Source organism: Bradyrhizobium sp. BR14999, assembly GCF_056106085.1.
Map to the genome: position 1 here is coordinate 6,513,585 of NZ_CM148536.1, position 24,623 is coordinate 6,538,207.

A 24,623-nucleotide genomic window follows, 5' to 3' on the forward strand; every position below is an offset into this window, starting at 1 on the left:
CCGGAGGTGTTGGCCATGGCTCACCAGAAGTTTCCGCAAGGAACCGGTCGCCACTCGGTCGATGCGGCGGAGTTTCGTCGTGCCATGGGCAATCTGGCCGGCGGCGTCGCCATCGTGGCGACCGGCACGGATGCCGACCGGCGAGGGCTGACGGTCAGCTCGGTCACCTCGCTCTGCATGGATCCGCCCTGCCTGCTGGTCGGCATCAATGCGAGCTCCGAGACTCATGACGCGATCCTCGCCAATGGCAGCTTTGCCGTCAGCCTGCTCGGCAGCGGCCAGCAGGATCTGGCCCTGCGCTTCGCCGGCCGCGACGGCGTCAAGGGCGCCCAGCGTTTTGCGACCGCGCCCTGGGACCAGGGTCTGCTCGACGTTCCGGTGCTGCGGGATGCGATCGGCGCGGTCGAATGCGAGCTCTACCAACACCAGGCGGTCGGCACTCACGGCATCTTCATCGGCCGGATCGTGGCGACGCGCGGCGGCGACGGCGGCCCTCTGGTCAATTTCCAGGGCGCGCTGCGCACCCTGCTGCATTCGTGATAGAGACGGCGCGAAAGGGCAGAACCATGATCATCGCTTGCTCGTCCAACGAGGTCCGGCTGACCGAGCCGTCCGACTTCCGCAAGTTCAAGCTGGTGCTGAAAGGCAAAGCCGCCGCGCGAGCCGCCACGACGAGCGGAATCATCTTCGTCGATGACAGCAACGTGCTTGTCCCCATCGACCTTGCCCCGACACTGCCCGGACGCCCCGACGACAGGACGTGGGACGCGGCTTACGCCGACATGGTTGCGAAGGCTCGTGAGCATGGGTGGATCGAAACGACGAGCAATGCCATCCGAGCACATGTCGAACGCGAGCCCTAGCTTCGCGCCGTGATGTTTTTTTTGGAGACCTTCACCAGGGAGGAAATCGGGGAACGGCTCAGGCTCACCGGGGCACGCACCATCGCAGAACGGTCGCCAACAATTTAACGACGTCCTCGCCTTGGAAACAACCTATCGCGAATGTAGCGCGAGGTCGGAGTCAATCTCGCGCCATGCGGCTTACGCCAAACTGCTCTATCGATCTCCTTCTTGTCGCCGACCTTCAAGCGCCCTGACACCTTCTTTGCCAGGAAAATCGCATCACTCATGCGGCGACCAGACCGGCGATTCTTCGCCTTCACTTCCTTCCAGAGTTTCAGCGGCCCAAGCTTCAGCTTGGGGAGCTCCTCCTTGATCTCACGACGAAGGCAGCGCCTGTCGCTCTCGCCGGCTCGCCGGCGGCCGCCTGGAAACATCCAGAGCCCGTCGCGCCTGCGTCTTACCATCAGGACGCGGCCTTTCTTTGCGACGACCAGCTTCGACGATTTCGCCATCACGACCAGTCCTGCTGCACCCGCTCTGCCAAGCTCTAGGCAAGATCGCGCTCATCTACGGGCAAATGATCGCCTTGATGATTCCATCTCGTCGCGCGACCTGTTGCTCGAAGGCGGCAGGCGTCTGGTCGAGCGAGAAGTGGTGCGTCGCCAGCGGCGTGAGCTTGACCTGCCCTCCCTGCGCAAGCGCGATGGCCCGCGGATAAACCTCCGGCATGCGACGCGAAAACTTGATCGACAAGCCCTTTCGGCGCGACTCCGCACCGCTCAGGATGTACTGGTTGTTCTCGGGAATGCCGACGAGAACGAGCCGGCCGCCGATACGCGCACAGCGCGCCGCATGCTCGAAACCGTGCGATGAGTCGGTCGCCTCGATCACCAGATCGACGCCGCGGCCTTCGGTGACGTCCGCGACCCCGGCGTAGCTACGGCACGCCACATCCGCGCCGAGGTCGCACGCCAGCGCAGTACGCTGCTCGACCGGGTCGATCGCAATGATCTTTCCGGCACCGGCGAGCCGCGCGAGTTGCACCAACAACACCCCCACCGGCCCGCAACCAAGCACCGCCACGGATTCAAGAAGTCGCGGACGCGCCAGGTCCATGGCGTGGATGGCGACGCCGAGTGTCTCCAGGATTGCTGCACCGGCCGGGTCGATGCTGTCAGGCACCAAATGCACGGCGGATCTCGGCACGCAGACAAATTCGGCCATGGCGCCGTTGTGGGGCGCATAGCCGAGGAACTTCACGTTGGGGCAAAGATTGGTATGGCCGCGGTGACACCATTCACAATGGCCGCAAGGAATGGAAGGATCGACCGCCACCAGCGCATCGGCCGACAGTCCCGCCTTGCGCGCCGAGTCCGGCGTGAGGACACCCGAGAATTCATGGCCCAGGACGAACGGCTTGACGCGCGTCGGGCCCGTCGTTCCACCCTCGAGGTAGGAATGCAGATCGCTGCCGCAGACACCGACCGCTTTGACGCGGACGATGAGATCGTCCTCCGCCACCGGCCTCGGTTCGGGAATATCGAGGACGCGGATATCGCGAATGTCCTGGAGCACCGCAGCGCGCATGTCGACGCCATCTCTCATTGAGCAATTGTCGTCCTTATATTACATATGTAATCATGACGTGACAAATGCTTTTGCACCTCTCCGGGACAGCACGGTGCGATCGCGCCAGGGTACGGATTTGACACTCGTTGCGAAAACGGGGCTATTTTTGCTTGTCGATCAGCTTCAGCGCGGCGACGGCGGCGTTCTCGTCCGTCACCAGGACCTTACCGATCCGGCCGCGTAGTACCGCGGCGATGATCGGCGCCTTGTTGAGGCCCCCGGCGATCAGCATCGAGGTCGGCACGCGCGCCAACTTTTCGAGCGGCAGCGCGATGGCGCGGCTGTTGATGCCGTGATCGATCGGCCGACCAGACTTGTCGAGAAATTGCGCGAGCACGTCGCCGACGGCGCCTGCGGCCCGCAAATGCTCGATGCGTACGTCCGGCGGCAGACCGTGCCGCACCAGCAGCGACCGCGGGGTCAGATCTCCCATGCTCAACAGCGCAAGATCGATCTGCTCGACGCTGTTCAGCACCTCCTGATAGACCTCCTGGGCCAGGAACGTATCGCGCGAGCGTCGGCTGCTGGCAAAAATCGGGGCGGCCAGATAGCTGCACTGGGCGTGCAGCCGGTGCGCGAGCTCGCCCGCGATTTCGAAGGTGTTGAGCTCGAGTCCGCGCGACAGGCCGCCCATCATGGAGACGATCGAGAGCTCGGGATAGTCCGCCGGCGTGACGTAGCGGATGGTCTCGCGCAAGGTAGCGCCCCAGCCGATACCGATGATACGCGGGCGCTTCTGCTCAAGGAATTTCGACAAATACGCTCCCGCCGCCATCCCGATCAGGCTTCCGACCTGCTCGGGGTTCTCCGGGGTCGGGATGACGACTGCGTCCTCGAGGCCGCACTCGCGACGCAACCGGTGCTCCAGCTCCGTGCAGCTCGCAAAGGCGGAGTTGAGGCTGATGTTGACGATGCCGGTCTGCCGGGCATCCGACAACATGCGGTTGACGCGCGCACGCGTCAGCCCCAGCCGCTCGCCGATCTCGGCCTGGGTCATGTTCTCCATGTAGTAGAGCCAAGCGACCCGCAGGATGGTTTGATCAGTCACGGCGCAGCCCCCCGCAGCGGCCTCAAGGCATAATCAGACGTCGAAGCATTTGAGGCGATCTTTCGGTGGTCGTCAAATGCGGGGCCATGCGGACGCTCGTCATGCGGCCTTCGCCCCCGGCACGCCGTCCTCGACCACAAAGGTCGTCAGCCGGCGTACGGCGCTCTTGACGTCCTTGACGTCGTCGAGCGCCTCGAATCCTACAGTGCAATGCCGGGTGTCGAGCTCGACGGTCGCATAGCCGCGCTTGTCGCCACGCGCATAGACGAGATGTTGATTTTCCGCCAGCGCCTTGCGCACACCGGTATCGCTCGGCCCGTCCGAGCTGATGGAGGTGCCGACGAACTCGGTCGCGATGGTCGGACCATCCGGCCGGGCAAAATCATGCTTCAGATCGGCGGTAAAGAACGCGTGACGGTCGCCGCCGATCACGATCGGATTGCGTCGGCGAGGCGTGACGAGCGAATCAAGGAGACGACGGCGGGCATTGGGATAGCCGTCCCAGCCGTCCATCCAGAAATGCGCGCCATCGTCCCCTTCCCGCTTGTCCTGCGCCATCAATGTCTGCTGCGCGACGATCGTCCAGCGGCCGCGACAGTCGCGCAGGCGCGCATCAAGCCATTGTTCCTGTCGCTCGCCCAGCATCGTCCGCGCCTCGTCCGTCCGGCCTGCACAGTCGGTCGCCCAAGTCGGACGCCTGCTTCCGACACAGGCCGATGCCGAGCGATATTGCCGGTCGTCGAGCAGCAGCACGTCGAGCATGTCGCCGAAGCGATAGTGCTCGTAGATCGTGGCATCCGCGCCCCGTGGGCGGGCCGAAGGCGGCAGTGGCATGTGCTCGTAATAGGCCTGATAGGCTGCCGCACGGATCTTCAGGAGCTGGCCGGGATCGCGCACGGTGTAGGAGCGATCATTGGCATAGTCGTCCATCACCTCATGGTCATCCCAGACCGAAAGCCAAGGAAAGGCAGCGTGCGCCGCTTGCAGGTCAAGATCGCTCTTGTAGAGCGCGTAGCGGTTCCGAAATTCCTCCAGCGTCGTCGGGACCCCGACGCCGTGCTGGCGGACGTGGTGCGATCCCCAGGATTTCTCATAGATGTAGTCGCCGAGATGCACGACCAGGTCGAGATCGCGTGCGGCCATGTCGCGGTAGGCGGTAAAATAGCCTTGCTCGTATTGCTGGCAGGATGCGAAGGCAAAACGGAAAGGACGCCCGGACTCGGCCGGTGCGGTTCGAGTGCGACCGACCGGGCTAAGTGCCGGACCGGCGCGGAAGCGGTACCAGTAGACGCGATCGGGCCGCAATCCCGTCGCCTCGGCATGCACGGAATGTCCAAGCTCTGCGGTCGCACGCACGACGCCGCGGGAGGCGATGCGCGAGAAGGCCTCGTCCTCAGCAACCTGCCACTCGACGTCCACCGGAGCGTCCCGCATGCCGCCGCCTTCGAGAGGTTGTGGCGCAAGGCGGGTCCACAGGATGACGCCATCCTGTCGCGGGCATCCGGACGCAACACCGAGAGTGAACGGATCTGCACTGAAAGAGACCGGCGCTCCCCGTACGAACCCGGCCGGCGCAGCGAAGGCGACGCTCGCCAATGATCCCGCGAGAAAGCGGCGGCGGGCAATCATGGATGCGCGGGCGCGGTTGCGAGCTTGCGGCGAATGCTCACGGCGAGATCGGGCCGGTCGGTCGTGATCTGCCGCACTGGTTGGGCAAGCCAGTAGGCGATATCCTCCGGCTCATTCGTCACCCATGCGCCGAGACGCTCGGATCCCAGCACTTTGAGGGCGAGCGGCAGCGTGAGCCCCAGAAGCGATTTTTCAACCGCGACGATGCAGCCGGGAATGGCGGCAAATTGCGCCAGCGCCGACGCTATCCCGCCCATCATCTCCGCCGAACGGCGGTCGAGCGAGGCGAGCACCCGCGCCTCCGGCCATAGCCGGCGCACGGTCTCGATCACGCCCGGCACGAAGCAGGTGATGACGGCACGCCGTTCCAGACCCCGGCGCCTGATGTCGTCGATCAGCCGCGCCTCGAGACCCGAATAGGGATTGCCGAGCGCATCCGTCTTGATCTCGATGTGGAGCTCAAGCGTCGTTTCGACGAACACGTCGAGCACGTCGTCCAAGGTCGGAATGCACTCGTCGCCGGCGTCGCGAAGACGCGTCGCCGTCAAGCGTCTCAGGCTGCGCTCGCCAACCGGCCCGCTATCGAACGTGGTGCGGTCGAGCAGCGGATCATGAATCACGACCAGCCCGCCATCCGCGCTTTGATGGACGTCGAACTCGACCGCATCGACACCCTCCCTGCATAAGTTGCGGAAGCCCGTCAGGCTGTTCTCCGGCCAAAGATTGCGCGCGCCGCGATGCCCGGCGATGAAAACCATGATCGATCCCTACTTGCTGCTGTCGATAAGACCCTTGATGAACCAGCGCTGCAACAGCAGGACGACCAGCGCCGGCGGCAACATTGTGAGGAGCGCGCCGCTCATGGCGATGTTCCAGGCCGGCTCGCTGTCGGAGCGCGGAATCAGCCCCTTCAATGCAATGACCGCTGTGGCCATGTCCTTGTCGGTCGTGAACAGCAACGGCCAGAGATACTGATTCCAGCCGAACAGGAACAGGATGATGGCGAGCGCCACCATGTTCGGCACCGACAGCGGCAGCAGGATGCTCCAGAAGAAATGCAGCGGCGACGCACCGTCCAGCCTCGCCGCCTCGCACAGCTCGTCTGGCACCGTCAGGAAGAATTGCCGAAACAGGAAAGTGGCGGTGGCCGAGGCGATCAGCGGCAGGATCAGCCCGGGATAGGTGTTGACCATGTTCCATTCGAGCGAGATCGCGATGTCGTGACCGCTGATCCGACCCCACAGATCCGCCACATGCAGGGTGTCGACGAGCCATTGCAGAGGCAGTGCTGCATTGGCCACGGCTTCGAAGGTCGGCACGATCCGAACCTCGATTGGCAGCATCAGCGAGACGAAGATGAGCCAGAATGCGAGCATTCGGTAGCGGAATCGAAAGTAGGTGATCGCGAAGGCCGACAGCAGCGATACCGCGATCTTTCCGGCGGTGATGCCGAGCGCCACGACGATAGAGTTGGTGAAGGTGCGGCTGAAATTGCCCTTGCTCCACGCCAATTGCAGATTGTCGAAGAACTGGCTGCCCGGGAGCCACGGCAGCGGCACCTTCTGCACCTCGGCGACCGTAAGCGAGCCCGCTACGAACGCGAAATACAGCGGAATGCAGACCGTCAGCGCACCGGCGATCAGGATCGCGTGGCAGACCATGCTAAGGACCGGTGAGCGCTCGACCATACTGCTAGACTCCGTAATTGACCTTGCGGTCGAAGTAGCGGAACTGCAGCAGCGTGCAGATCAGCGCGAAGCTCATCAAAAGAACCGATTGCGCGGCCGACGAGCCGAGGTCGAGATTGACGAAGCCATCGACGAAGACTTTGTAGACCAGGATGTTGGTTGCGCCGGCCGGACCGCCTTTGGTGACGGCATCGATGATGGCGAAGGTTTCGAAGAAGCCATAGATGAAGTTCATCACGGTGAGAAAGAAGATGGTAGGCCCGAGCATCGGCAGCGCGATCGAGACGAAGCGCCGGATCGGACCGGCGCCGTCCACCGCGGCGGCCTCCGTGAGCGATACCGGCACCGCGAGCAGACCCACGACCAGGAAGATGTAGTCGTAGCAGATGTGCTTCCATGACGCTGCGAGTGTAACCAGGATCAGTGCGTCGGTCGGATTGAGGTTGGGATCCCAGGCAATGCCGAACCCGTGCAGCACCTGAGCGAGCGGGCCAACCGCCGGATTGAACAGGAAGGCCCACAGGATACCGGCGATCGCGGGCGCAATCGCATAGGGCAACAGAATGATCGTGCGATAGATCGAACGACCGCGCACGATCCTGTCAGTGGCAAAGGCGAGCACCAGCGCGCTCCCCAGCGTGAGCACGTTCTGCCCCACCGTGAACCAGAACGTCACCGCGATCGACTGGCGATACTCGGTACTCGCAAACAGCATCTTGAAATTGTCGAACCACACGAACTGGACGCTGGTTCCAAAGGGATCACTGAGCAAGACGGATTGCATCAGCGCCCGCAGCGACGGGATGAAGAAGAAGAACAGTAGGATCAGCAATTGCGGCAGCAACAGCAACGTCGGCAGGCCGGGGCCATCGCCGAAATTGGCTCGCTTCAGTCCTGCCTCTTGCTCACGGCGCCGCGCCTTTGCGGGCGCTCGGGATCCGCCAGCCGTCGCACCGGTCCCGACCTTGGACTGGCCGCCCCCGTGCCTTCTCTGAAGCACGGGTGCGCGCCCATCACGCCAAGGAATGGATAGTCGTAAAGTCATGGACGCTCGGTTTCCGGAGTCTTCCCGGCGTTGAGCTTCTCGAATTGCCGCAAGATCTCGTTGCCTCGCTTGACCGCGTCATCCATCGCCTGTTGCGGCTGCTTCTGACCGGCAAAGACGGCCTCCACCTCCTGGCGCTGGGCCAGCATCGTCTGCACGAAATTGCCGAAGCGGAAGCCGCGCGAGTTCTCATTCGGCGTGCCACGCGAGAGCTGTAGCACAGCAATTTCTCTGGTCGGGTGATCCTTGTAGTAGCCACGTTCCCACGCAAGCGCATAGGCCCGGTTCGTGGCGGGAACGTAGCCGGTTGCGCCATGCCACCACACCTGGGTTTCCGGCTGGGCGACAAAGTTCAGAAAGGCCGCGACGGCCTCGTATCGATCCGGCGTGTGGCCCTTCAGGACCCAGATGGCGCCGCCGCCGATGGTGCTGTTGAGGGGCGGATTGACATCGCTCTCGTGCGGCAGGAAGCTGGCGCTCCAGTTGATGGTCGCATTGCGCTCGATATTGCCGTGCGATGCGGTCGAATTGACGAACGTCGCGCACCGTCCCGACGTGAACAATTGTTCTGGGCTGAAGCCCTGGCCCGCGATCTGCATCACGCCGTCGTCGAGCCACTTCTTCAAGCGCGCGACTTGCGAGACCACCTTGGTTTTGTTGTAGACGAACTCGGTCCCAAGCCCGTCAAAGCCGTTTGCGAGCGTGCCGTAAGGCTGGTTGTTGATGGCGCTGTAGTTCTCAAGCAGGCTCCAGTAGAAATCGCCGGGCAGCACCGTGCCGCATTCGCTAATCCCCTTGGACTTGATGGTGTAGAGCTGCTTCTCCAACTCCTGCCAGGTGTCGGCCGGCTTGTCGAAACCGGCCTTCTGGAAGTGATCCTTGTTGTACCAGAAGATCGGCGTCGACGAGTTGAAGGGCATCGCCGACATCCGACCCTTATAGCTCCAGAAGCTTGCCACGGGCTTGATGAAGTCCGAGAAGTCGATCTTGTAACCCTTCTGGTCCATCAAGTCCTGTACGGGTACTACGGCCCCCGAGAGCAGCATCGTCATGTAACCGCGCTCGGCGATCTGCACCATTTCCGGTGGCCGCTTGGCGCGATAAGCGGCGATCACCCCGTTGGTCACCTCGTCATAGTTGCCCTTGGCGACGGCGACGACGGTGTATTTGTCCTGCGATGTGTTGAACTTCTCGACAAGCTCATTGAGCCGGTCGGCCAGGACGCCGCTCATGGCGTGCCACCATTGCACCTCGACCCGCGCCTGTACCGGACCGACCAATGCCAACGCGCCGAACAAGGCCGCAATGAATGCGACTTTCCTACCCATAGGCAGCCCTCCCTGGCCGGGCAGGACGCCCGGCTTTTACATTTGTATTCCTATCATGACATATGTGTCGCGATGATGAAAGAGGGTCGGCTCGCGCCGGGCAGCTTTCGCCCGGCCTGGCGCGGGCACAGGCGAATTAGATAAAGCTTGCAAAGGCGTCCCGTTGCGCCGCTGTCAGATGCAAGCCATGTTTGGTACGCCGATCCAGAAAGTCCTGAGGCTCTCTGGCCCACTCGCTCTCGCGTAAAAACGTGGCCTCACGTTCGTAAAAGTCTCCACCGAAATGCCGACCGAGATCGGCCGAGACGCGGGCCGAACCAAGCAGTTCGCGCGCCCGCGTGCCATACAGGCGCGCATAATGGTGGATCAGCTTGCGCGGAAGGTCGGAATATTCGCCTGCCAGCTGGACGATGAAGGCATCGAAGTCACCACCGATGTCGCCGCCGGGCAGCGGCCTTCCCGCCGTCCAGCCCGGCGACATCTTCGGAAACCATGCCTCAAGTCGCTGCAACGCATGCTCCGCGAGCCGACGGTAGGTCGTGATCTTGCCACCGAAGATCGAGAGCAGCGGCGGCACGCCCTGCTCGCCGTGAACCTCGAAAACATAGTCGCGCGTCACCGCAGACGGGTTTTCGGCATTGTCGTCATAGAGCGGCCGAACACCGGAAAATGCATGGACGATCTCCTGCTCCGACGGGGGGACACGAAAGTAACGGCCCAACACGCCGAGCAGATAGGCGATCTCGGTGTCGTCGATCTCGACGTCCTCGGCGCGGCCATCATAGGAGATGTCCGTCGTGCCGATCAGTGCGAGGTCTTTCTCGTAAGGATTGACGAAGATGACGCGACGGTCCTCGTTCTGGAGCAGATAGGCCTGCGCTCCGCTCCAGAATTTCGGCACCACGATATGGCTGCCCTTGACCAGCCGCACATTGTGCGACGAATTCAGCCCGACGACATCTTGCACAACGTCCTGGACCCACGGCCCCGCCGCGTTGACCAGCGCGCGCGCCCGGACGGTGTGCCTGCCGCCGTCATCCCCCTGCATCTCCAGCTGCCATGCGTCACCTTCCCGGCGCGCACTTAGGGCGCGGGTGCGGGGCAGGATGATGGCGCCGTTGCGCGCGGCATCAACCAGATTGAGGATCACGAGCCGTGCGTCATCGACCCAGCAATCCGAATATTCAAAGCCGCGCCTGAATTCGGAGCGCAGCGGCGCGCCCTCCGACGCATGCGCGAGATCGAGACCCCTGCTCGACGGCAGCCGCTTGCGGCCGCCGAGATGGTCGTAGAGAAACAAGCCGGTGCGGATCAGCCAGGCCGGCCGCTGCTCCGGCGAATGCGGCAGCACGAAGCGCATCGGCCAGATGATGTGCGGCGCGGACGCGAGCAGCACCTCGCGCTCGATCAAGGCTTCGCGCACCAAGCGAAATTCATAATATTCAAGATAGCGCAAACCGCCGTGAACGAGCTTGCCCGAGCGCGACGAGGTGCCTTCGGCGAAGTCACCCTTCTCGCATAGCAGGACCTTCAGGCCGCGGCCCGCCGCATCGCGCGCGATGCCGGCTCCGTTGATGCCACCGCCAATAATCGCGATGTCGACCAGCCCATGATCCCTGCCCGCGTGCGGCGCAGCCTGCGTCATCACGTCCTGCTGCGCTTCTTCTCGATCCGTTGTCGCGCGGCCGCCCTTGCCGATGCGCCTGCCTTACCCGGCTTTGCCTTCGCCGTCTTGGATTTGGGCTGCTGGAGACCGTAGGTCGAGAAGCCCTTCGCCGTGTCGGCGATCTCCGCTTCGCTGAGAATGTGCGGCGATCCCAATGCCAGCGAGAGGTAATATTGGCGTGCGATGGTCTCGAGCTCGACCGCCAGCCACATCGCCTTGTCGAGGTTGGCGCCCACCGCGATCATGCCATGATTGGCCAGCAGGCAGCCGTTGCGGCCTTCGAGCGCGGCGAGCGCCAGCTCGGATAATTCCGCCGTGCCGTAGCGCGCGTAGCCGGCGCAGCGGATGTCATTGCCCCCGAACGCTGCCATCATGTAGTGGCACGCCGGGATCGGCTTGCGCGCGATCGCAAGCACCGTCGCGTAGGTGGAATGGGTATGGACGACGCTGCCGACGTCGGGACGGCCGCGCATGATGTCGAGATGGAAGCGCCATTCGGTCGACGGCTGCAACGGCCCATCCCAGGAGCCGTAGTCACTTTCAAGCGGCATCGAGGCGATCATCTCCGGCTTCATCGCGTCATAGGGCGTCGCCGATGGCGTGATCAGCATCCGATCCTTGTACCGGGCGGAGATGTTGCCTGACGTCCCCTGATTAAGCCCTGAAGCGTTCATCCATCGGCACTTGGCGATGATCGCCTCGCGCAACTGTCGCTCCTCACGGGTCATGGCAAGATACCTTTCGTCTTCAGCACGGATTGAGTGGCGGCTCGCCGGCGAGATAGCGGCGAACCTCCTCGGCTGCCTGATCGGCAGCAATGGTGACGGTGCGCAACGAGGCCCCCGCAATGTGGGGCGTCAGCGTGACGTTGGGCAGCTGCAGGAGCGGCCAGTCGGCCGGCACCGGCTCCACGGCAAAGGTGTCGAGCATGGCCCCGCCGAGCCGCCCGGTGGAAAGCGCCTCGTAGAGCGCCGTGTAGTCGACCAAGGGCCCGCGCGCCGTATTGATGAAGATGGCGCCCGGCTTGACCTGCGCCAACGCCGCGCGATCGATGAAGCCGGTGGTCTCGGCGGTCACCCGCGCATGCAGGCTGATCACGTCGGCGCGCGCCAAGAGCTTGCTCAAGCCGACGTGCTCGACGCCGTCATTGCGATCTTGCACACTGAGCTGGACGTATGGGTCCGCCACCAGGATCCTACAGCCGAATGCCTTGAGCAGTTTCACCACGCGGGTGCCAATCGCGCCATAGCCGACGATGCCGACGGTCATCTCGCCGAGCTCGCGCCCGGTGCGATCGGCGCGGTAGAGATCGCCACGCCATTCGCCGCCGCGTAAGGATTCGTGCCCGCTGCGGATCAGGCGCGTTTCGGCGAGAATGGCGCCGATGGTGAACTCGGCCACAGCACTGGCATTGCGGCCGGGCGTGTTGACCACGAGCACCTTGTGATCGCGCGCTGCCTGCATGTCAATGTTGACCGGACCGCCGCGCGACACCGCAATGAACTTAAGCTTCGGCAGCCGCTGCAGCATCGACCGCGAGATCGGCGCGAGATGCGTGACCAGCAGCGCGGCGTCGCCGATGAAATCCGCGACCTCGTCGGGGTCGCCCATGAACTCCTTCAATCCGTCGAGCTTGGAGCCGGCATAGCCGTGCTCCATCGGCTCGTCCGGCCAGGGCTGCTCCAGGATGCGGATGTCGATGCCGTTGCTGCCGCAAGCCGCCGTGATCCGTTCGGCAAAGACGCTCGGCAGCATGAAGCGGTCACCGACGATGGCAATGATCTTAGGCATGACCGGCTCCCGCACGCACGGCCGCGAGTTGCTTCCAGACCGGCCGCGCCGCGAGCCTGGCCTCGAGATAGGCCGGAAACAGCCGCGCATAGTGCGACGCCAAGACCGCATCCGGCGTTTGCGGCGCGGCGAGATACGGCCGCACCCACACATCCGCACAGGCCGCCATGTCCGGATAGAGGCCGGTCGCCACTGCCGCGATCATGGCGGCGCCCGCAGCTCCCGCTTCGCCGCGACTACAGACACGAACGTTGCATTCCAGCGCAGCACCGAGGATCGCGCCGAGCGCCCGGCTTCGCGCCGCGCCACCGGTGATGCGCACGTCCCGCGGCAGCGCGCCCATCGCGGCGTAGCAATCACGGGCGGCGAAGGCGAGCCCTTCCATGACCGCGCGCATCAGATCCCAATAGCCGTGGCGTGTGCGCAAGCCCAGGAATTGTGCGCAGGCTTCATGGGCGACGAATGGGCCGCGCTCGCCGGCATCGGAAATGAAGGGATGGAATAGGAGCTCGCCGGGCCGCGCCTCGAGCACGTGGTCGTCGAGTCGACGGATCAGGTCGGCGCGCGAACGCGTAATGCCCTCGGCGGCGAGCAGGTCGCGCGCGAGGTCGAGGAGCCAGTCGATGTTCAGCGTCGCCGCCATGTTCGATTGCATCTGGGCATAGTGACCGGAGACCGGAAACGGCATGGTATAGCCGGTCGCCTCGGCGTTGAGGACCACCGCATCGGCGCTTGGCGCCAGCCGCATATGCATGCCGGTCGATCCGATGATGGTGCAACCGACATCCGGCGCCGGATCGTAGAGCCCGGCCCCCAGCGCGTTGCAGATGACGTCGACATAGCCGAGCGAGACCGGAACGCCCTGCGGCAGTCCGATCTCGAGCGCCGCGCTGGCATTCAGCGGATGCGTAGTCACGACGCCGTCGACGACGTCCGGAAACAGGGCCATGCAATCGGTGATACCGATCAAGCGCGCCGTTTCCGCGTCAAAGCGGCGCTTGCGGAAATCGCCGCAGGAGAACGTCGCCTCCGACGGATCGGTCGCACGCTCGCCGGTGAGCAGGAAATAGAGCCAGTCCTTGCAATGAAAGGCCGTGCGGGCGCGCGACAGGCTGTCGGGCGCATGCGCCTGCAACCAGGCCAGTTGCGGCCCCTGCTGGCAGGCGTTCAGCCCCGAGCCGGTCCGCCGATAGAGCGCCGCATTGCGCTCGCTGGCGCGGATGTCCCCGACGAGACTGGCAGCACGCGAGTCGAGCCAGAGCAGGGCCGGCGCGACGGGATGCCCATCATCGTCGATCAGCCAGGTGCCATCGCCCTGCCCTGTCACCGCGATGGCGGCGAGCCGTGAGGCAAGATCGGGTATCGCCGCTCCCAGACCGCGCAGTGCGGCGATAGTATCGTTCCAGGTCCGCGCCATGTCCTGCTCGACATGTCCGCCGGTCGACGTCGTGTAGCTGTTCGGAAGCGCGTATTCGCCGAGCTGCCGGCCATCGCGCGTGAACGCGACCGTCTTGATCAAGGACGTGCCGGCATCAATGCCGATGATGACGTCGCGACCCGGCTCGGTGCTCATGATCAAGCTGCCTCCGCGTGGCGAATGCAGTTGCCGTCGGCGCCGAACACATGAAGGTGCCGCGTCTCCAGCGCGAAGGGAATAATGTCTCCGGGTCGCGCGGCGATCTTGTTCGGCGTCACCGCGATGAGGAGACGGCCCTCGCGTTCGCCTGCGACATGCGACTGGTCGCCGAGCCACTGGTTTGAGACGACGCGCACGCGCACATCCCCGTGGCCGACGGAAATCTTCTGCGGCCTGATGCCGATCCGGACACGCGGGCTCTGCTCGAGCGCGCGGCCCGCGGCCGGGTCGAGCGTCCGCCCGTCGAGCTGGAACGCGACATCCGGGCCGATCGAGAGACGGAAGCCGCCATCGGCGCGAGCGACTTCGGTCTCGAGCAGGTTCATCGGTGGCTCGCCGATGAAGCTCGCAACGAACAGATTCGCGGGATGATCCTTCAACTCCCGTTCGCTTGCGAACTGCTGAAGCACGCCGTCTTCCATGACTGCGATACGGTCGGCGAGCGCGCTCGCCTCGGTCTGGTCATGGGTGACGAATATCGCCGTCATCCCCCGCTCGGCAAGCAGCCCCTTGATCCGGCCGCGCAGCACCGCGCGGAGCTGCGGCTCGAGCTGGCCCATCGGCTCGTCCAACAGATACAGATCGGCGTCGCGCACCAAGGCGCGCGCCAGCGAGACGCGTTGCTGCTGCCCCCCGGAGATCGAGCGCGGATAGCTGTCGAGAATGTCCTCGATTTCCACCAGCCGCGCGATCGCTTCGACCCGGCGGGAAACCTCGCCATGCGAGAGCTGCTGCGCCTTCAAGGCGAAGGCGATGTTTTCGCGAACGGTGAGCGGCGGGTAGAGCGAATAGCCTTCAAAGGCCATCGCCACCTTGCGCCTCGCCGGCGGCAATTCGTCGATTCGGCGCTGGCCGAGCGTGATCGTCCCCGAGGTGACGCTCTCGAAGCCCGCGATCATCCGCAGGGTCGAGGTCTTGCCGCAGCCCGACGACCCCAACAGCGCGACGATCTCCCCCTTGTCGACCTCCATATCCAGCGCGCGCACGGCGTGAACCGGCGGCTTGCCGCGGCTCTGGTAGACCTTGTCGACCTTCCTGATCTCCAGCACGCCCATGCTCACAGCGCTCCCATCATGCGGCCTGCCGCCGAGGCGACAGGTCCAAACGCAGGCCTGTCGTGCGGTCAAATAAGAGAGCCGCCTCCGGCGCGAACCGAACGAAGACGCCATCCTCCGCACTTGCCATGGCGGAGTCCTGTGGCAGGGCGGCCAGCCATTCGGTCCCGTCGGAGAAGCGCAGAAGCAGCACGGCTTTCTCGTGCATCGGTGTGATGGCGACGATGCGCGCCGGAATGGCATTTTCGCTTGGTTGGCGGGTGATGACGAGATCATCCGGGCGCACACCAAGCCAGCACGCACCATGATCGACGGCCGCGCGATCGGCAGCATCGAGGCGAACGAACGTCCCCGCCACCTCCGCACCGAGACCGCCCTGCGCCGCGGCCGGCTCGACCTCTGCCAGATTGATGCTGGGATCGCCGAACAGGCGCGCGACGGCAACGGATGCCGGCCTGGCATAGATCTCCTCGGGACGCGCGACCTGCACCAGATGCCCGTCAACCAGGACCGCGATCCGGTCGGCGATCGCCATCGCCTCCCGATAGTCCTGAGTGACATAGAGAACGGCGGCCGAGCTCCGCCGGAGCAGGCTCGGCAATTCGAGCCGCATTTCGTAGCGAAGCTTGGCATCGACGTTGCGCAAGGGATCATCGAGCAGCAGCACATCGGGATTGCCGATCAGCGCGCGGGCAAGCGCGGTGCGTTGCTTCTGCCCGTTCGACAATTCGCGGGGCATGTGGCCAAGCACATGCTCGATCTTCAGAAGCCGGCTGATCGACTTGACCCGGCTCGCGACTTCGGCCGCGCCCGCCCTGGCACGCAAGCCGCTTGCGATGTTGGCCTGCGCACTCATGTGAGGAAACAGGGCGAAGTTCTGGAAGGCCATGCCGATCCCGCGCTGCTCGGGCGGCGCCCCCACGATCGATTGACCGCCGACCAGAATGTCGCCTTCGTCCGGTTCGAACATGCCGGCGATCATGCGCAAGAGCACGGTCTTGCCGCTGCCGGACGGGCCGAACACCGCGACGATCTCGCCGGGTTCGACGGCCAAGGAAACATCCTCGGCGCAGCGGACCGGGCCGAATGACTTGCCGACGGCGTTGAGTTCAAGACGCGCCATGGCCTCAGCCTTTCACCGCACCGAGCGACAACCCCTCGACCAGATAGCGTTGCGCGTAGAGCGCGAGCAAGAGGGTCGGCGTGACGGAGAGCACGATCGCGGCTGCGATCTGGCCGTACTGAATGCCTGAGGCGGTGACGAATGCCAGCGCACCAACAGTCACTGGCTGCTTGTCGGCCGAGGCCAGGATCAGCGCGAACACGAAATTGTTCCAGCAGAAGATGAAGGAGAGCAGACCGGCCGCCGCGATGCCGGGCCCGGCGAGCGGCACCGCGATCCGTGTGAACGCCTCGCGCCAGGTATGACCGGCAAGACGATAGGCGTGCTCGATGTCCGGACTGATGTCTTCGAAATAGCCGCGCACGATCCACAGGATCAGCGGCAGTGCGATGAGCTGATAGACCCAGACGATGCCGAAATACGTGTCGTTGAGCCCGAGCTGCTGGTAGTAGAGCGACAATGGCAGCAGCACCAGCAGCGGCGGGGCGAAGCGAAACGACAACAGCGTGAATGCGATGGTTTCACCGAGCCGAAACTTGAACCGCGCAAAGGCGTAGGCCGCGGGCACGCCGAGCAGCAAGGCAAGGACCACGGCCGCGCTCGACAGCGCGAAACTATTCACGAGGTTGCGCATGAACGATATTTCGAGATTGCCGGCGGCGGTCCGGAGCTGTCCTGAAATCAGCGCCTGGTAATTGGCGAGCGTCGGCTCGAAGAGGATGCGCGGCGGAATCCGCAGGATCTGCTCATTGGTCTGGAACGACATCAGGAAGATCCAGACGATCGGAAACATGAAGAAGACCAGCACAAGCGCGAGCGCGACGCCGCGGAAGATACGACCTGCGAGACTGGAATGATCCATCGCCGTCTTCCCGTCCCTCACGCGTGGCCGTGGGCGCGCGCCCGCAGCCGCAGCCAGTTCTTGATGAAGATGTTCGAGAGGATATTGGTGATCAGCCACAGGATCATCAGCAACGCCGCCGAACGTCCGACATTGGTATATTGAAAGAATTCGAGATAGGCCTGGACCTGGAACACCATCAGCCGATCGCCGGGGCCGCCTTGTGTCATCGCGTAGACGATGTCGAATTGCTGGATCGAATCCAGCAGGCGAAACAGCGAGGCGGTGATGATGTAGGGCGCAAGCATCGGCAGCGTGATGCGGAAGAAGACAAAGCTTGCCGGCACGCCGTCCAGCGCCGCGGCTTCGAACGGCTGGCGCGGCAGCGAGCGCAGGCCCGCCAGGAGCAGGATCATGATGAAGGGCGTATAGACCCAGACATCCACCAGCACCACCGTGAACAATGCAGTCGACGGATCGGATGCCCATTTGAAATCATGCACGCCGAACAGGCTCACGAGATAGGATAGGATGCCGAAGCTCGGGTTGGTCATGAGCTTCCACATCAGCGCGGCGATCGCGGGCGCCGTCATCAGCGGCAACAGCAGGACGATCGACACTGCATTATGGAAGCGTGTGGGACGCCGCAGCAGCAAGGCGATGCCGAGGCCGAGCAGCAGTTCGAGCACCACTGTCAGTGCGGTATAGATGAGCGAGATGCGAAGCGTATTCCAGAAGGCGGGGTCGGAGAGAAAATCGATGTAATTGTCGATCCCAATGAAGCCGCGCAGATATGGCAGGTTCAGGCGGTAGCGCTGGAGCGAATAAACTGCCGCCGTCACGAAGGGAACCAGGATGGCGATGCAAACGAGCAGAGCCGGCAGGCTCAGCACATAGGGCAGCATCCGCCCGCGCAGCCTCGTGGCGCGGCGCGGTAGCACATTCGTCTGGGACAATTGGACCATGCTCATGACGATACCGGATCACGCATTGGCTTCAACACCGCCGGCCCGGATCGGATAGGCGTTCCGAACCGGCGGGTTGGCGTGGCGCGGAGGAATCGGGCACCACGCGAGGCGTCGATGGCGGCAAAGTCAGCCAAGGCCTGCCTGCTTGAGCTGACGATTGATGCTGTCGGCTAGCTTGTCGAGCCCCTCGTCTACGCTGACCTCCTTCGCCACCATCTTCTGGAGCGAGGCGGCCCATTCCGTCGTCAGGTCGAAGAACAACGGCTGGGCCGTGAAGTAGATCTTGGCACCCGGCGACGACAGATCATGCTGCTCGAGATAGCCCGGATAGGACTTCGCGATGCGGTCACGGAATTCGCTGTCCTTCCACACCGACGCGCGCACCGGATTGACGAAATCCATCTTGCGGGCTCCGAACAGATCGTGCTCGGTCGAGGCTGCCCATTGCATGAACAGCCAGGCCGCGTCCTTCTGCTTGGAGAAGCTGGAGAGCGCGAGCGACCAGATCCAGACGTTCGGCGTCGGCGCCTTGGCGGCCGGATTTGCCGCGAACGGCGCGTAGCCGAGATGACCCCTCTCCTTGTTCTCGCCACCGTTCATGAAGTAGCCGAGAATATCGGCGTCGAAGATCATGCCGGAGGCGCCGGCGCCAAGGTCCGTGCCGACCTGGTACCAGGTGTAGGTCGACCAGTTCTTCGGCCCAGAGGTCTGGATCATCTTGACCCATTTCTCGTGGAACTCCTTGGAGGCCTTGGTGTTCATGGCGGCCTTCAGCTTTCCGCCTTCCATCACGAAGTCCTTCTGGCCGAAATTCGAGTAGGCCGAGAGGAATCCGGGATGGATCGTGGCCCAGGAGCGTGAGCCGCGGACGCCGACGCCATAAGGCCCGCCTGCATCCTTGGTGATCTTGGCGGCGACATCGAGCATCTCGTCGAGATTCTTCGGCGGCTTGACACCAACCTTGTCGAAGATGTTGCGGTTGTAGGCGATATTGTTGAGCTCATAACCCCAGGGAATGCACCATTGCTTGGCCTTGCCCGAGCCGAGCTCGGAGCCGGCAACGCCGTCCCACGCCGTCGAGGACCGAAGGCCGGGAAGCACGTCGTCCCAAGCAAAGGCCGGGTTAGTCTTTGCGGGGTCCTTGATATAGGCGTTGAGATCCTCGATCCACCCGGCCGGACCGTAGGTCCAGGTCATGTAGGCGCCGGTCATGAAGGCGTCGTACTGGTCCGATTTCGAGGACAGCGCCGCGGTGACCTTGTCGAAATAGACATCCTCCGGGAAGATATCGTAGGCGACGTTCATCCCCGTAAGCGACTTGAAGGCTTCGATATCGCCAATCATCGCATCGACGTAGGGATGCTTGTTCAACAGCAGCTTGACGGTCTTGCCGCTATAGGCCTTCCAATTGAAGTCCGCCGCCATGGCCCGCGACATCGCGGCGACGTAGGCGGAGTTGGCGGCAACGCCGGCGATGCCGAGCTTTGCGGCACCATCCAGCAGATCACGCCGGTTGATGCGTTTGGCGGCGTAGGAATCGAATAGATTCTTCTCGCGATCGTGCATGAGCAACCTCCCGTTATGAGCGTTTACTTTCCCTTCCGACCTTTATTCCTGGTCTTGGTAGTCTTGCCGGATGTTGCCTCCGGCTTTTCCGTCGCGAGGGCCTGAGCGGTCGCCTCGTCGATGATGAGACCGTGCAGGAGACGGCTGCGCAGCACCGCGCGCAGAGCCGTGACCTTGGCCAGCCCGCCGCCGATGGCGACGATGCGATGCTTCCTGAGGTCTGCCGCTTCCATCGAGGTCGCGCGCGCCGACAGGTCGATGTCGAGCACTTCGCCATCGGCGTTGAAAAAATGTCCAAGCAGGTCGGCGCAAGCGCCGGCACGCTTCAATTCGACGACCTCGTCCGGCCTGATCATGCCGCTCGAAACCAGGAAGCCTTCGGCATGGATTTGTCCGATGCCGACGAACAGGAGCGAGGCCTTGCGCGCGAGCGCGAACACGTCCGCGATGCCATATTGCTTCATCAACACGGCACGATCGGCGACCGAATTGGCGAACACCGGCACCGGCAGAAGATAGGCCTCCGCCCCGGTGCGCTCCGCCAGCCGATGAATGACGTCGAACGGATTTGCGGCGAATTTCCGCGTCAATCCGCCGAGCAAAGAGACGAATTGCGCGTCCCGCGCCGGCGTCTGCGGCAACTGCTCGACGACCGCGGCGAGCGTGCGGCCGTGACCGACGCCGATGATCTTGTCCTCGCCGCGCTCCAGGACCTGCCGCAGGAAGCTCGCGCCTTCGAGCGCCAGCGCTTTCAGCGGCAAGTCGCCCTCGCCGAGATCCGGCGCGACGCGGCAGAAAGAAAGGCCGTAGCGCTCGGCCAATGTGTTCTCCAGCGCGACGCATTCGGCCACGGGCCCCTCGACGAAGACGCGGATCATGCCCTCGCGGCTCGCGCGCGCGATCAGCCGATGCGCCTTTGTGCTCTGGATGTTGAGGCGATCGGCGACCTCGGACTGGGTCAGCCCGGCGGCGAAATAGAGCCACGCCGCCCGCGTTGCGAGCGACGCCTCACCGTCAACCATCGGCAGCCTGTCGGAAGGTATCGCCACGCCGGAAAAGCCCGCTTGCAATTTTCTTCACATCTTGCAAAAAATTGCAGAGGCGGATTGGAACGTCAATCCCCCAAACGTGCTGCGGTGCAATCTTGTTGCGCTATCAGCAATGGTTGCCATCACGCTGTGGAGGTCGAATGGCAGGCGTGTTCCTCGGCGTCGACGTCGGAACCGGCGGCGTTCGCGCCTGCGCCGTCGATGCGCGCGGCGCCAAGCTCGGAATGGAATCGGCGCCTCTTCCCCCGCCACGACAGAACGGCAACGCGATCGATCAGGATCCGGAACTCTGGTGGGATGCGACGGCTGTCGCGATCCGCAAGCTCGGCCGCACGATCGATCTCCAGACCGTCGAGCGCGTCAGCGTCGACGGCACGTCAGGCACGCTGCTGATGATCGACGCCGCGGGTCGGCCCTGCACGCCGGGGCTGATGTACAACGATGCGCGCGCGGCAGCGGAGGCCGCCCGCATTGGGGCCGTGGCCCCCGCGGACAGCGGTGCGCACGACGCGAGCAGCGCGTTGGCGAAGCTGCTGTATCTGTCGGATCGTGCGGAAGCGGGCCCGGCGCGTTTTGCCGTGCATCAGGCCGATTGGATCGCGGGGCGGCTCGCCGGACGTCACGGCATCAGCGACGAGAACAACGTCCTGAAGCTCGGCTACGATCCCGTGACACGCACTTGGCCGGCCTGGCTCGACGAGCTCGGCGTATCCCGCGAACTGCTGCCGAAGGTGCTGGTACCGGGAACCCCCTTTGCGGATATTGATCCCGAAATCGCAGCCACGCTGGGCCTGTCACCGGCAGTGCGCATCGCGGCCGGCACCACCGATGGTGTCGCCGCCTTCATCGCGACGCGCGCCGATACACCCGGCGATGCCGTGACCTCGCTCGGAACGACGCTGGTCGTGAAGCTGCTGGCGACCCGGCCGATTTTCGCCGCCAATCAGGGCGTCTACTCGCACCGGCTTGGCGAGCGCTGGCTCGCAGGCGGCGCCTCCAATTCCGGAGGCGGAGCACTGCTCGCGCATTTCACCGCCGCCGATATGGACCGATTGACACCGCAATTGCAGCCGGAGACGCCGACCGGGCTCGACTACTACCCACTGCCCAAGCCCGGCGAGCGCTTTCCAATCGCCGATCCGGCGTTGCCGGCAAGGGTCGCACCGCGCCCAGCGGACGACCACCGCTTCTTCCAGGCGCTACTCGAAGGCATCGCGGGGATCGAAGCGCTCGCCTATCGGCGCCTGGCCGAGCTCGGAGCGCCAAGGCTGCGACGCGTCATTAGCATCGGCGGCGGGGCGAAGAACGCGGCCTGGACCGAGATCAGGCGGCGCTCCCTTGGCGTTCCCGTGAGCGTTGCCGAAGAGACGGAGGCAAGTTACGGCGCGGCGCTATTGGCAGTGCGAGGCGGCCCACCATGATCGCCGGTATCATCGACATCGAAGGTCTCGCCATGATCGCGGACCGCTTCGATCACGTGCTGCTCGATCAATGGGGCACGCTGCACGAAGGCCAGGCCGTCTTTCCCCTGGCGCGCGACTGCGTTGTGCGGCTGCGCCAGGCCGGCAAGCGCACCCTTGTGCTGTCGAACTCCGGCAAGCGCGCGAGCAGCAACGCGGCACGGCTTGCCTCGCTGGGCCTTCCAGCGGACGCCTATGACGGCATCCTGACGTCCGGTGAGGTCACCTGGCACGGCCTGAAGGCGCGTGCGCAACAGCCCTTCATCGCATTCGGCCGCACCTGCTTCCTGGTCGCTCGCGGCGGCGATCATGCGATCGTCGATGGGCTCGACCTCAATCTCGTCGCAGACGTTGGCAAGGCCGACTTCATCCTGCTCGCGGGTCTCGACGACGCAGTCGCCGAGCCCGAGCACTGGCGCGCATGGCTGACTGAAGCCGCTGCACGCGGCTTGCCGATGCTGTGCGCCAATCCCGACCTCGCAATGTTCGGCGCCGCCGGATTGATCCCCGCCCCCGGCGTATTGGCCCGCTTCTACGAAACGCTGGGCGGCCGTGTGACCTATGTCGGCAAGCCGCACGCGCCGATCTTTACGGCAGCGCTCGAACGGTTGGGCCAACCGAATCCGGCGCGCGTGCTGATGATCGGTGACAGCCTCGACCACGATGTCGCCGGCGCCCGCCGCGCCGGGATGCTGACACTGCTGCTCAGGTCCGGCGTGCACCGCGATCAGACGCCGGGTGAATTGGTACGACAACCGCCCGGTGCGGATGCGCGGATGCCGCACTGGACGATGGACCATCTGGCCTGGTGAGAGGCGCGCGATGCAACAGCAACCTGCCCTGCTCCACGAGCTTCGCCGCATGTCGGCGCGCGTCGGCCGCAACATCCTCCTGGTCCAGGGCGCCGGCGGCAACTCCTCGATCAAGCATGACGACCTGCTGTGGGTGAAGGCCTCCGGCACCTGGCTTGCGGATGCCGAGCACAAGGACATCTTCGTGCCGGTGTCGCTCGGTGCGGCACGCGCGGCGCTGTCGCAAGGCGACGAACGGGTGCCCCTCGCGTCTGGCGCCGGCACGGCCTTGCGCGCCTCGATCGAAACCTCCCTCCATGCCCTCATGCCGCATCCGGTCGTGCTACACGTCCATTCGGTCAACACCATCGCCTGGGCGGTGCGGACCGATGCGCGCGCCGAGTTCGCCGAGCGACTGGATGGACTGGCCTGGCGCTGGCTCGATTATCATCATCCGGGACTGCCACTGGCCAAGGCCGTAGACCATGCCCTGACGCAGGACAGAGTAGATGTACTGGTCCTCGGCAATCATGGCCTGGTGGTCGGCGCCAAGACCTGTGCCGGCGCAGAGGCGCTGGTCGACGAGGTCGAGAGCCGCCTCGCGCTTGCGCCGCGCTCCGCAATTGGCGCAGATGAAGACGCGCTTCGTTCAATCTGTGGCGGCACAGGGTATCGACTGCCAAAGGATCCGCGATCCCATAGCATCGCAATCGACTCTTGCAGCCGCGCCATTGCGACCAACGGTTCGCTCTATCCGGACCATGTGGTCTTCCTCGGTCCGGCCCTACCCGTTCTGGACCAAGCCCAGGATCTTCGCGCCCAGGAATCGCTGGTGCGGCCGGACGGGCTGCCGCAGCCGGTCGCGCTGCTCGTTCCAGGTCTCGGTTGCATCGTTCGCAAGGACGCGAGCGACGGCGCCGAGGCGATGCTGAGCTGTCTCGCCCTGGTGACCGGCCGCCTACCTCTGACCGCGCAGGTTCGCTATCTGACGCGGGAGAACGAGTGCGCGCTGCTGAATTGGGATGCCGAGCGATACCGTCAGCAACTGACAGCAAATCGCTGACCGGCTGAAACGGAACAATTCCGTAACTTGCTCGCGAAGCTTCCCGCGGTATCGGCCACTCTGCGGGCTCCCACCCGCGCGGGTCTCGCTGCGCAGGTCAAGCCGACGACTGTGGAACCGCTGGCTGTGAAGTGGCCCACACCGCGCAAGACGGTTGAGGTGTATCCCTCGTGTCGGGTGGAATGGCAGACGGAGATACGCATGAAACGTCTCATGCCCTCGCTCATCGCAGCCCTGCTTCTCGCCGGTGCCGCCAGCAGCGTGCTCAGATCGCACGTGCTGCATATCGGTCAGAGCAGCATGCCATCTATCAAGGAACTGCAGACCGGTCAGGCCAGCAAGCTGCCTGAGCTGGAGATGCAGGACCGCTCTGTCCTGTTTGCGAGAGAGCCGGCTCAGTAG

At 64.2% G+C, this 24,623-nt stretch carries 24 protein-coding genes; 6 read left to right on the forward strand and 18 right to left on the reverse strand.

The window, feature by feature from the left end; all coding sequences use genetic code 11:
- Positions 1-15 precede the first annotated feature (15 nt).
- Together ACR9YP_RS30560 and ACR9YP_RS30565 are read left to right on the forward strand one after the other, a co-directional pair.
- Positions 16-540 carry a flavin reductase family protein gene (locus ACR9YP_RS30560; protein WP_438109476.1) on the forward strand — a complete coding sequence of 175 codons (525 nt, stop codon included), beginning with the start codon at positions 16-18 and terminating at the stop codon, positions 538-540.
- Between the two features lie 26 nt (positions 541-566).
- Positions 567-863, forward strand: coding sequence for a hypothetical protein (locus ACR9YP_RS30565; protein ID WP_438109477.1), 297 nt, complete (start codon positions 567-569; stop codon positions 861-863).
- Between the two features lie 104 nt (positions 864-967).
- Here the strand turns inward: ACR9YP_RS30565 and ACR9YP_RS30570 are convergent, their stop codons facing one another.
- The 18 genes from ACR9YP_RS30570 to ACR9YP_RS30655 form a co-directional block, all read right to left on the reverse strand.
- Positions 968-1,357: an NUDIX hydrolase gene (locus ACR9YP_RS30570; RefSeq protein ID WP_128934670.1), complete on the reverse strand. Its 390-nt coding sequence runs from the start codon at positions 1,355-1,357 to the stop codon at positions 968-970.
- A gap of 55 nt (positions 1,358-1,412) precedes the next feature.
- A complete protein-coding gene (locus tag ACR9YP_RS30575; RefSeq protein WP_474217773.1) occupies positions 1,413-2,432 on the reverse strand; it encodes a zinc-dependent alcohol dehydrogenase in 1,020 nt (339 codons plus the stop codon).
- 142 nt (positions 2,433-2,574) lie between these two features.
- On the reverse strand, positions 2,575-3,522 hold the full coding sequence (locus tag ACR9YP_RS30580; protein ID WP_438109479.1) for a sugar-binding transcriptional regulator: 948 nt from the start codon (positions 3,520-3,522) through the stop codon (positions 2,575-2,577).
- Between the two features lie 99 nt (positions 3,523-3,621).
- A complete protein-coding gene (locus ACR9YP_RS30585; protein WP_474217774.1) occupies positions 3,622-5,151 on the reverse strand; it encodes an alkaline phosphatase D family protein in 1,530 nt (509 codons plus the stop codon).
- On the reverse strand, positions 5,148-5,909 hold the full coding sequence (locus ACR9YP_RS30590) for a glycerophosphodiester phosphodiesterase family protein (RefSeq protein ID WP_370988515.1): 762 nt from the start codon (positions 5,907-5,909) through the stop codon (positions 5,148-5,150). The genes ACR9YP_RS30585 and ACR9YP_RS30590 overlap by 4 nt, the downstream gene beginning before the upstream one ends.
- Positions 5,910-5,918: 9 nt before the next feature.
- Positions 5,919-6,839 carry an ABC transporter permease subunit gene (locus ACR9YP_RS30595; RefSeq protein ID WP_474217775.1) on the reverse strand — a complete coding sequence of 307 codons (921 nt, stop codon included), beginning with the start codon at positions 6,837-6,839 and terminating at the stop codon, positions 5,919-5,921.
- Between the two features lie 4 nt (positions 6,840-6,843).
- Positions 6,844-7,731, reverse strand: a complete 888-nt coding sequence (locus tag ACR9YP_RS30600) for an ABC transporter permease subunit (RefSeq protein ID WP_438110830.1) — start codon at positions 7,729-7,731, stop codon at positions 6,844-6,846.
- A gap of 149 nt (positions 7,732-7,880) precedes the next feature.
- Positions 7,881-9,212 (reverse strand): extracellular solute-binding protein, encoded by a 1,332-nt coding sequence (locus tag ACR9YP_RS30605; protein ID WP_474217776.1) that lies wholly within the window; start codon positions 9,210-9,212, stop codon positions 7,881-7,883.
- A 136-nt stretch (positions 9,213-9,348) separates the two neighbouring features.
- Positions 9,349-10,857 carry a glycerol-3-phosphate dehydrogenase gene (locus ACR9YP_RS30610; protein WP_438109482.1) on the reverse strand — a complete coding sequence of 503 codons (1,509 nt, stop codon included), beginning with the start codon at positions 10,855-10,857 and terminating at the stop codon, positions 9,349-9,351.
- Entirely contained in the window at positions 10,857-11,606 is a 750-nt protein-coding gene (locus tag ACR9YP_RS30615; RefSeq protein WP_438109483.1) for a class II aldolase/adducin family protein, read from the reverse strand. The genes ACR9YP_RS30610 and ACR9YP_RS30615 overlap by 1 nt, the downstream gene beginning before the upstream one ends.
- 19 nt (positions 11,607-11,625) lie before the next feature.
- Entirely contained in the window at positions 11,626-12,669 is a 1,044-nt protein-coding gene (locus tag ACR9YP_RS30620) for a 2-hydroxyacid dehydrogenase (protein ID WP_438109484.1), read from the reverse strand.
- Complete coding sequence (locus ACR9YP_RS30625) at positions 12,662-14,242, reverse strand: FGGY family carbohydrate kinase (protein WP_438109485.1); 1,581 nt, start codon at positions 14,240-14,242, stop codon at positions 12,662-12,664. The genes ACR9YP_RS30620 and ACR9YP_RS30625 overlap by 8 nt, the downstream gene beginning before the upstream one ends.
- Before the next feature lie 2 nt (positions 14,243-14,244).
- On the reverse strand, positions 14,245-15,360 hold the full coding sequence (locus ACR9YP_RS30630) for an ABC transporter ATP-binding protein (RefSeq protein WP_474217777.1): 1,116 nt from the start codon (positions 15,358-15,360) through the stop codon (positions 14,245-14,247).
- 16 nt (positions 15,361-15,376) lie between these two features.
- Positions 15,377-16,483, reverse strand: coding sequence for an ABC transporter ATP-binding protein (locus ACR9YP_RS30635; protein ID WP_474217778.1), 1,107 nt, complete (start codon positions 16,481-16,483; stop codon positions 15,377-15,379).
- A gap of 4 nt (positions 16,484-16,487) precedes the next feature.
- On the reverse strand, positions 16,488-17,345 hold the full coding sequence (locus tag ACR9YP_RS30640) for a carbohydrate ABC transporter permease (protein ID WP_091887484.1): 858 nt from the start codon (positions 17,343-17,345) through the stop codon (positions 16,488-16,490).
- A 17-nt stretch (positions 17,346-17,362) separates the two neighbouring features.
- Positions 17,363-18,289: a carbohydrate ABC transporter permease gene (locus ACR9YP_RS30645; RefSeq protein WP_206734794.1), complete on the reverse strand. Its 927-nt coding sequence runs from the start codon at positions 18,287-18,289 to the stop codon at positions 17,363-17,365.
- Positions 18,290-18,418: 129 nt separating this feature from the next.
- Complete coding sequence (locus tag ACR9YP_RS30650; RefSeq protein WP_370988523.1) at positions 18,419-19,858, reverse strand: extracellular solute-binding protein; 1,440 nt, start codon at positions 19,856-19,858, stop codon at positions 18,419-18,421.
- A 23-nt stretch (positions 19,859-19,881) separates the two neighbouring features.
- Positions 19,882-20,880: a sugar-binding transcriptional regulator gene (locus ACR9YP_RS30655; RefSeq protein WP_438109488.1), complete on the reverse strand. Its 999-nt coding sequence runs from the start codon at positions 20,878-20,880 to the stop codon at positions 19,882-19,884.
- 167 nt (positions 20,881-21,047) lie between these two features.
- On the opposite strand from ACR9YP_RS30655, the gene ACR9YP_RS30660 reads away from it, so the two are divergent.
- From ACR9YP_RS30660 to ACR9YP_RS30675, 4 genes are all read left to right on the forward strand, one after another.
- On the forward strand, positions 21,048-22,328 hold the full coding sequence (locus ACR9YP_RS30660; RefSeq protein ID WP_474217779.1) for an FGGY-family carbohydrate kinase: 1,281 nt from the start codon (positions 21,048-21,050) through the stop codon (positions 22,326-22,328).
- A complete protein-coding gene (locus ACR9YP_RS30665; RefSeq protein WP_438109490.1) occupies positions 22,325-23,179 on the forward strand; it encodes a TIGR01459 family HAD-type hydrolase in 855 nt (284 codons plus the stop codon). The genes ACR9YP_RS30660 and ACR9YP_RS30665 overlap by 4 nt, the downstream gene beginning before the upstream one ends.
- Before the next feature lie 10 nt (positions 23,180-23,189).
- Positions 23,190-24,221: a class II aldolase/adducin family protein gene (locus ACR9YP_RS30670; RefSeq protein WP_474217780.1), complete on the forward strand. Its 1,032-nt coding sequence runs from the start codon at positions 23,190-23,192 to the stop codon at positions 24,219-24,221.
- A gap of 201 nt (positions 24,222-24,422) precedes the next feature.
- A complete protein-coding gene (locus tag ACR9YP_RS30675) occupies positions 24,423-24,623 on the forward strand; it encodes a hypothetical protein (RefSeq protein WP_245473177.1) in 201 nt (66 codons plus the stop codon).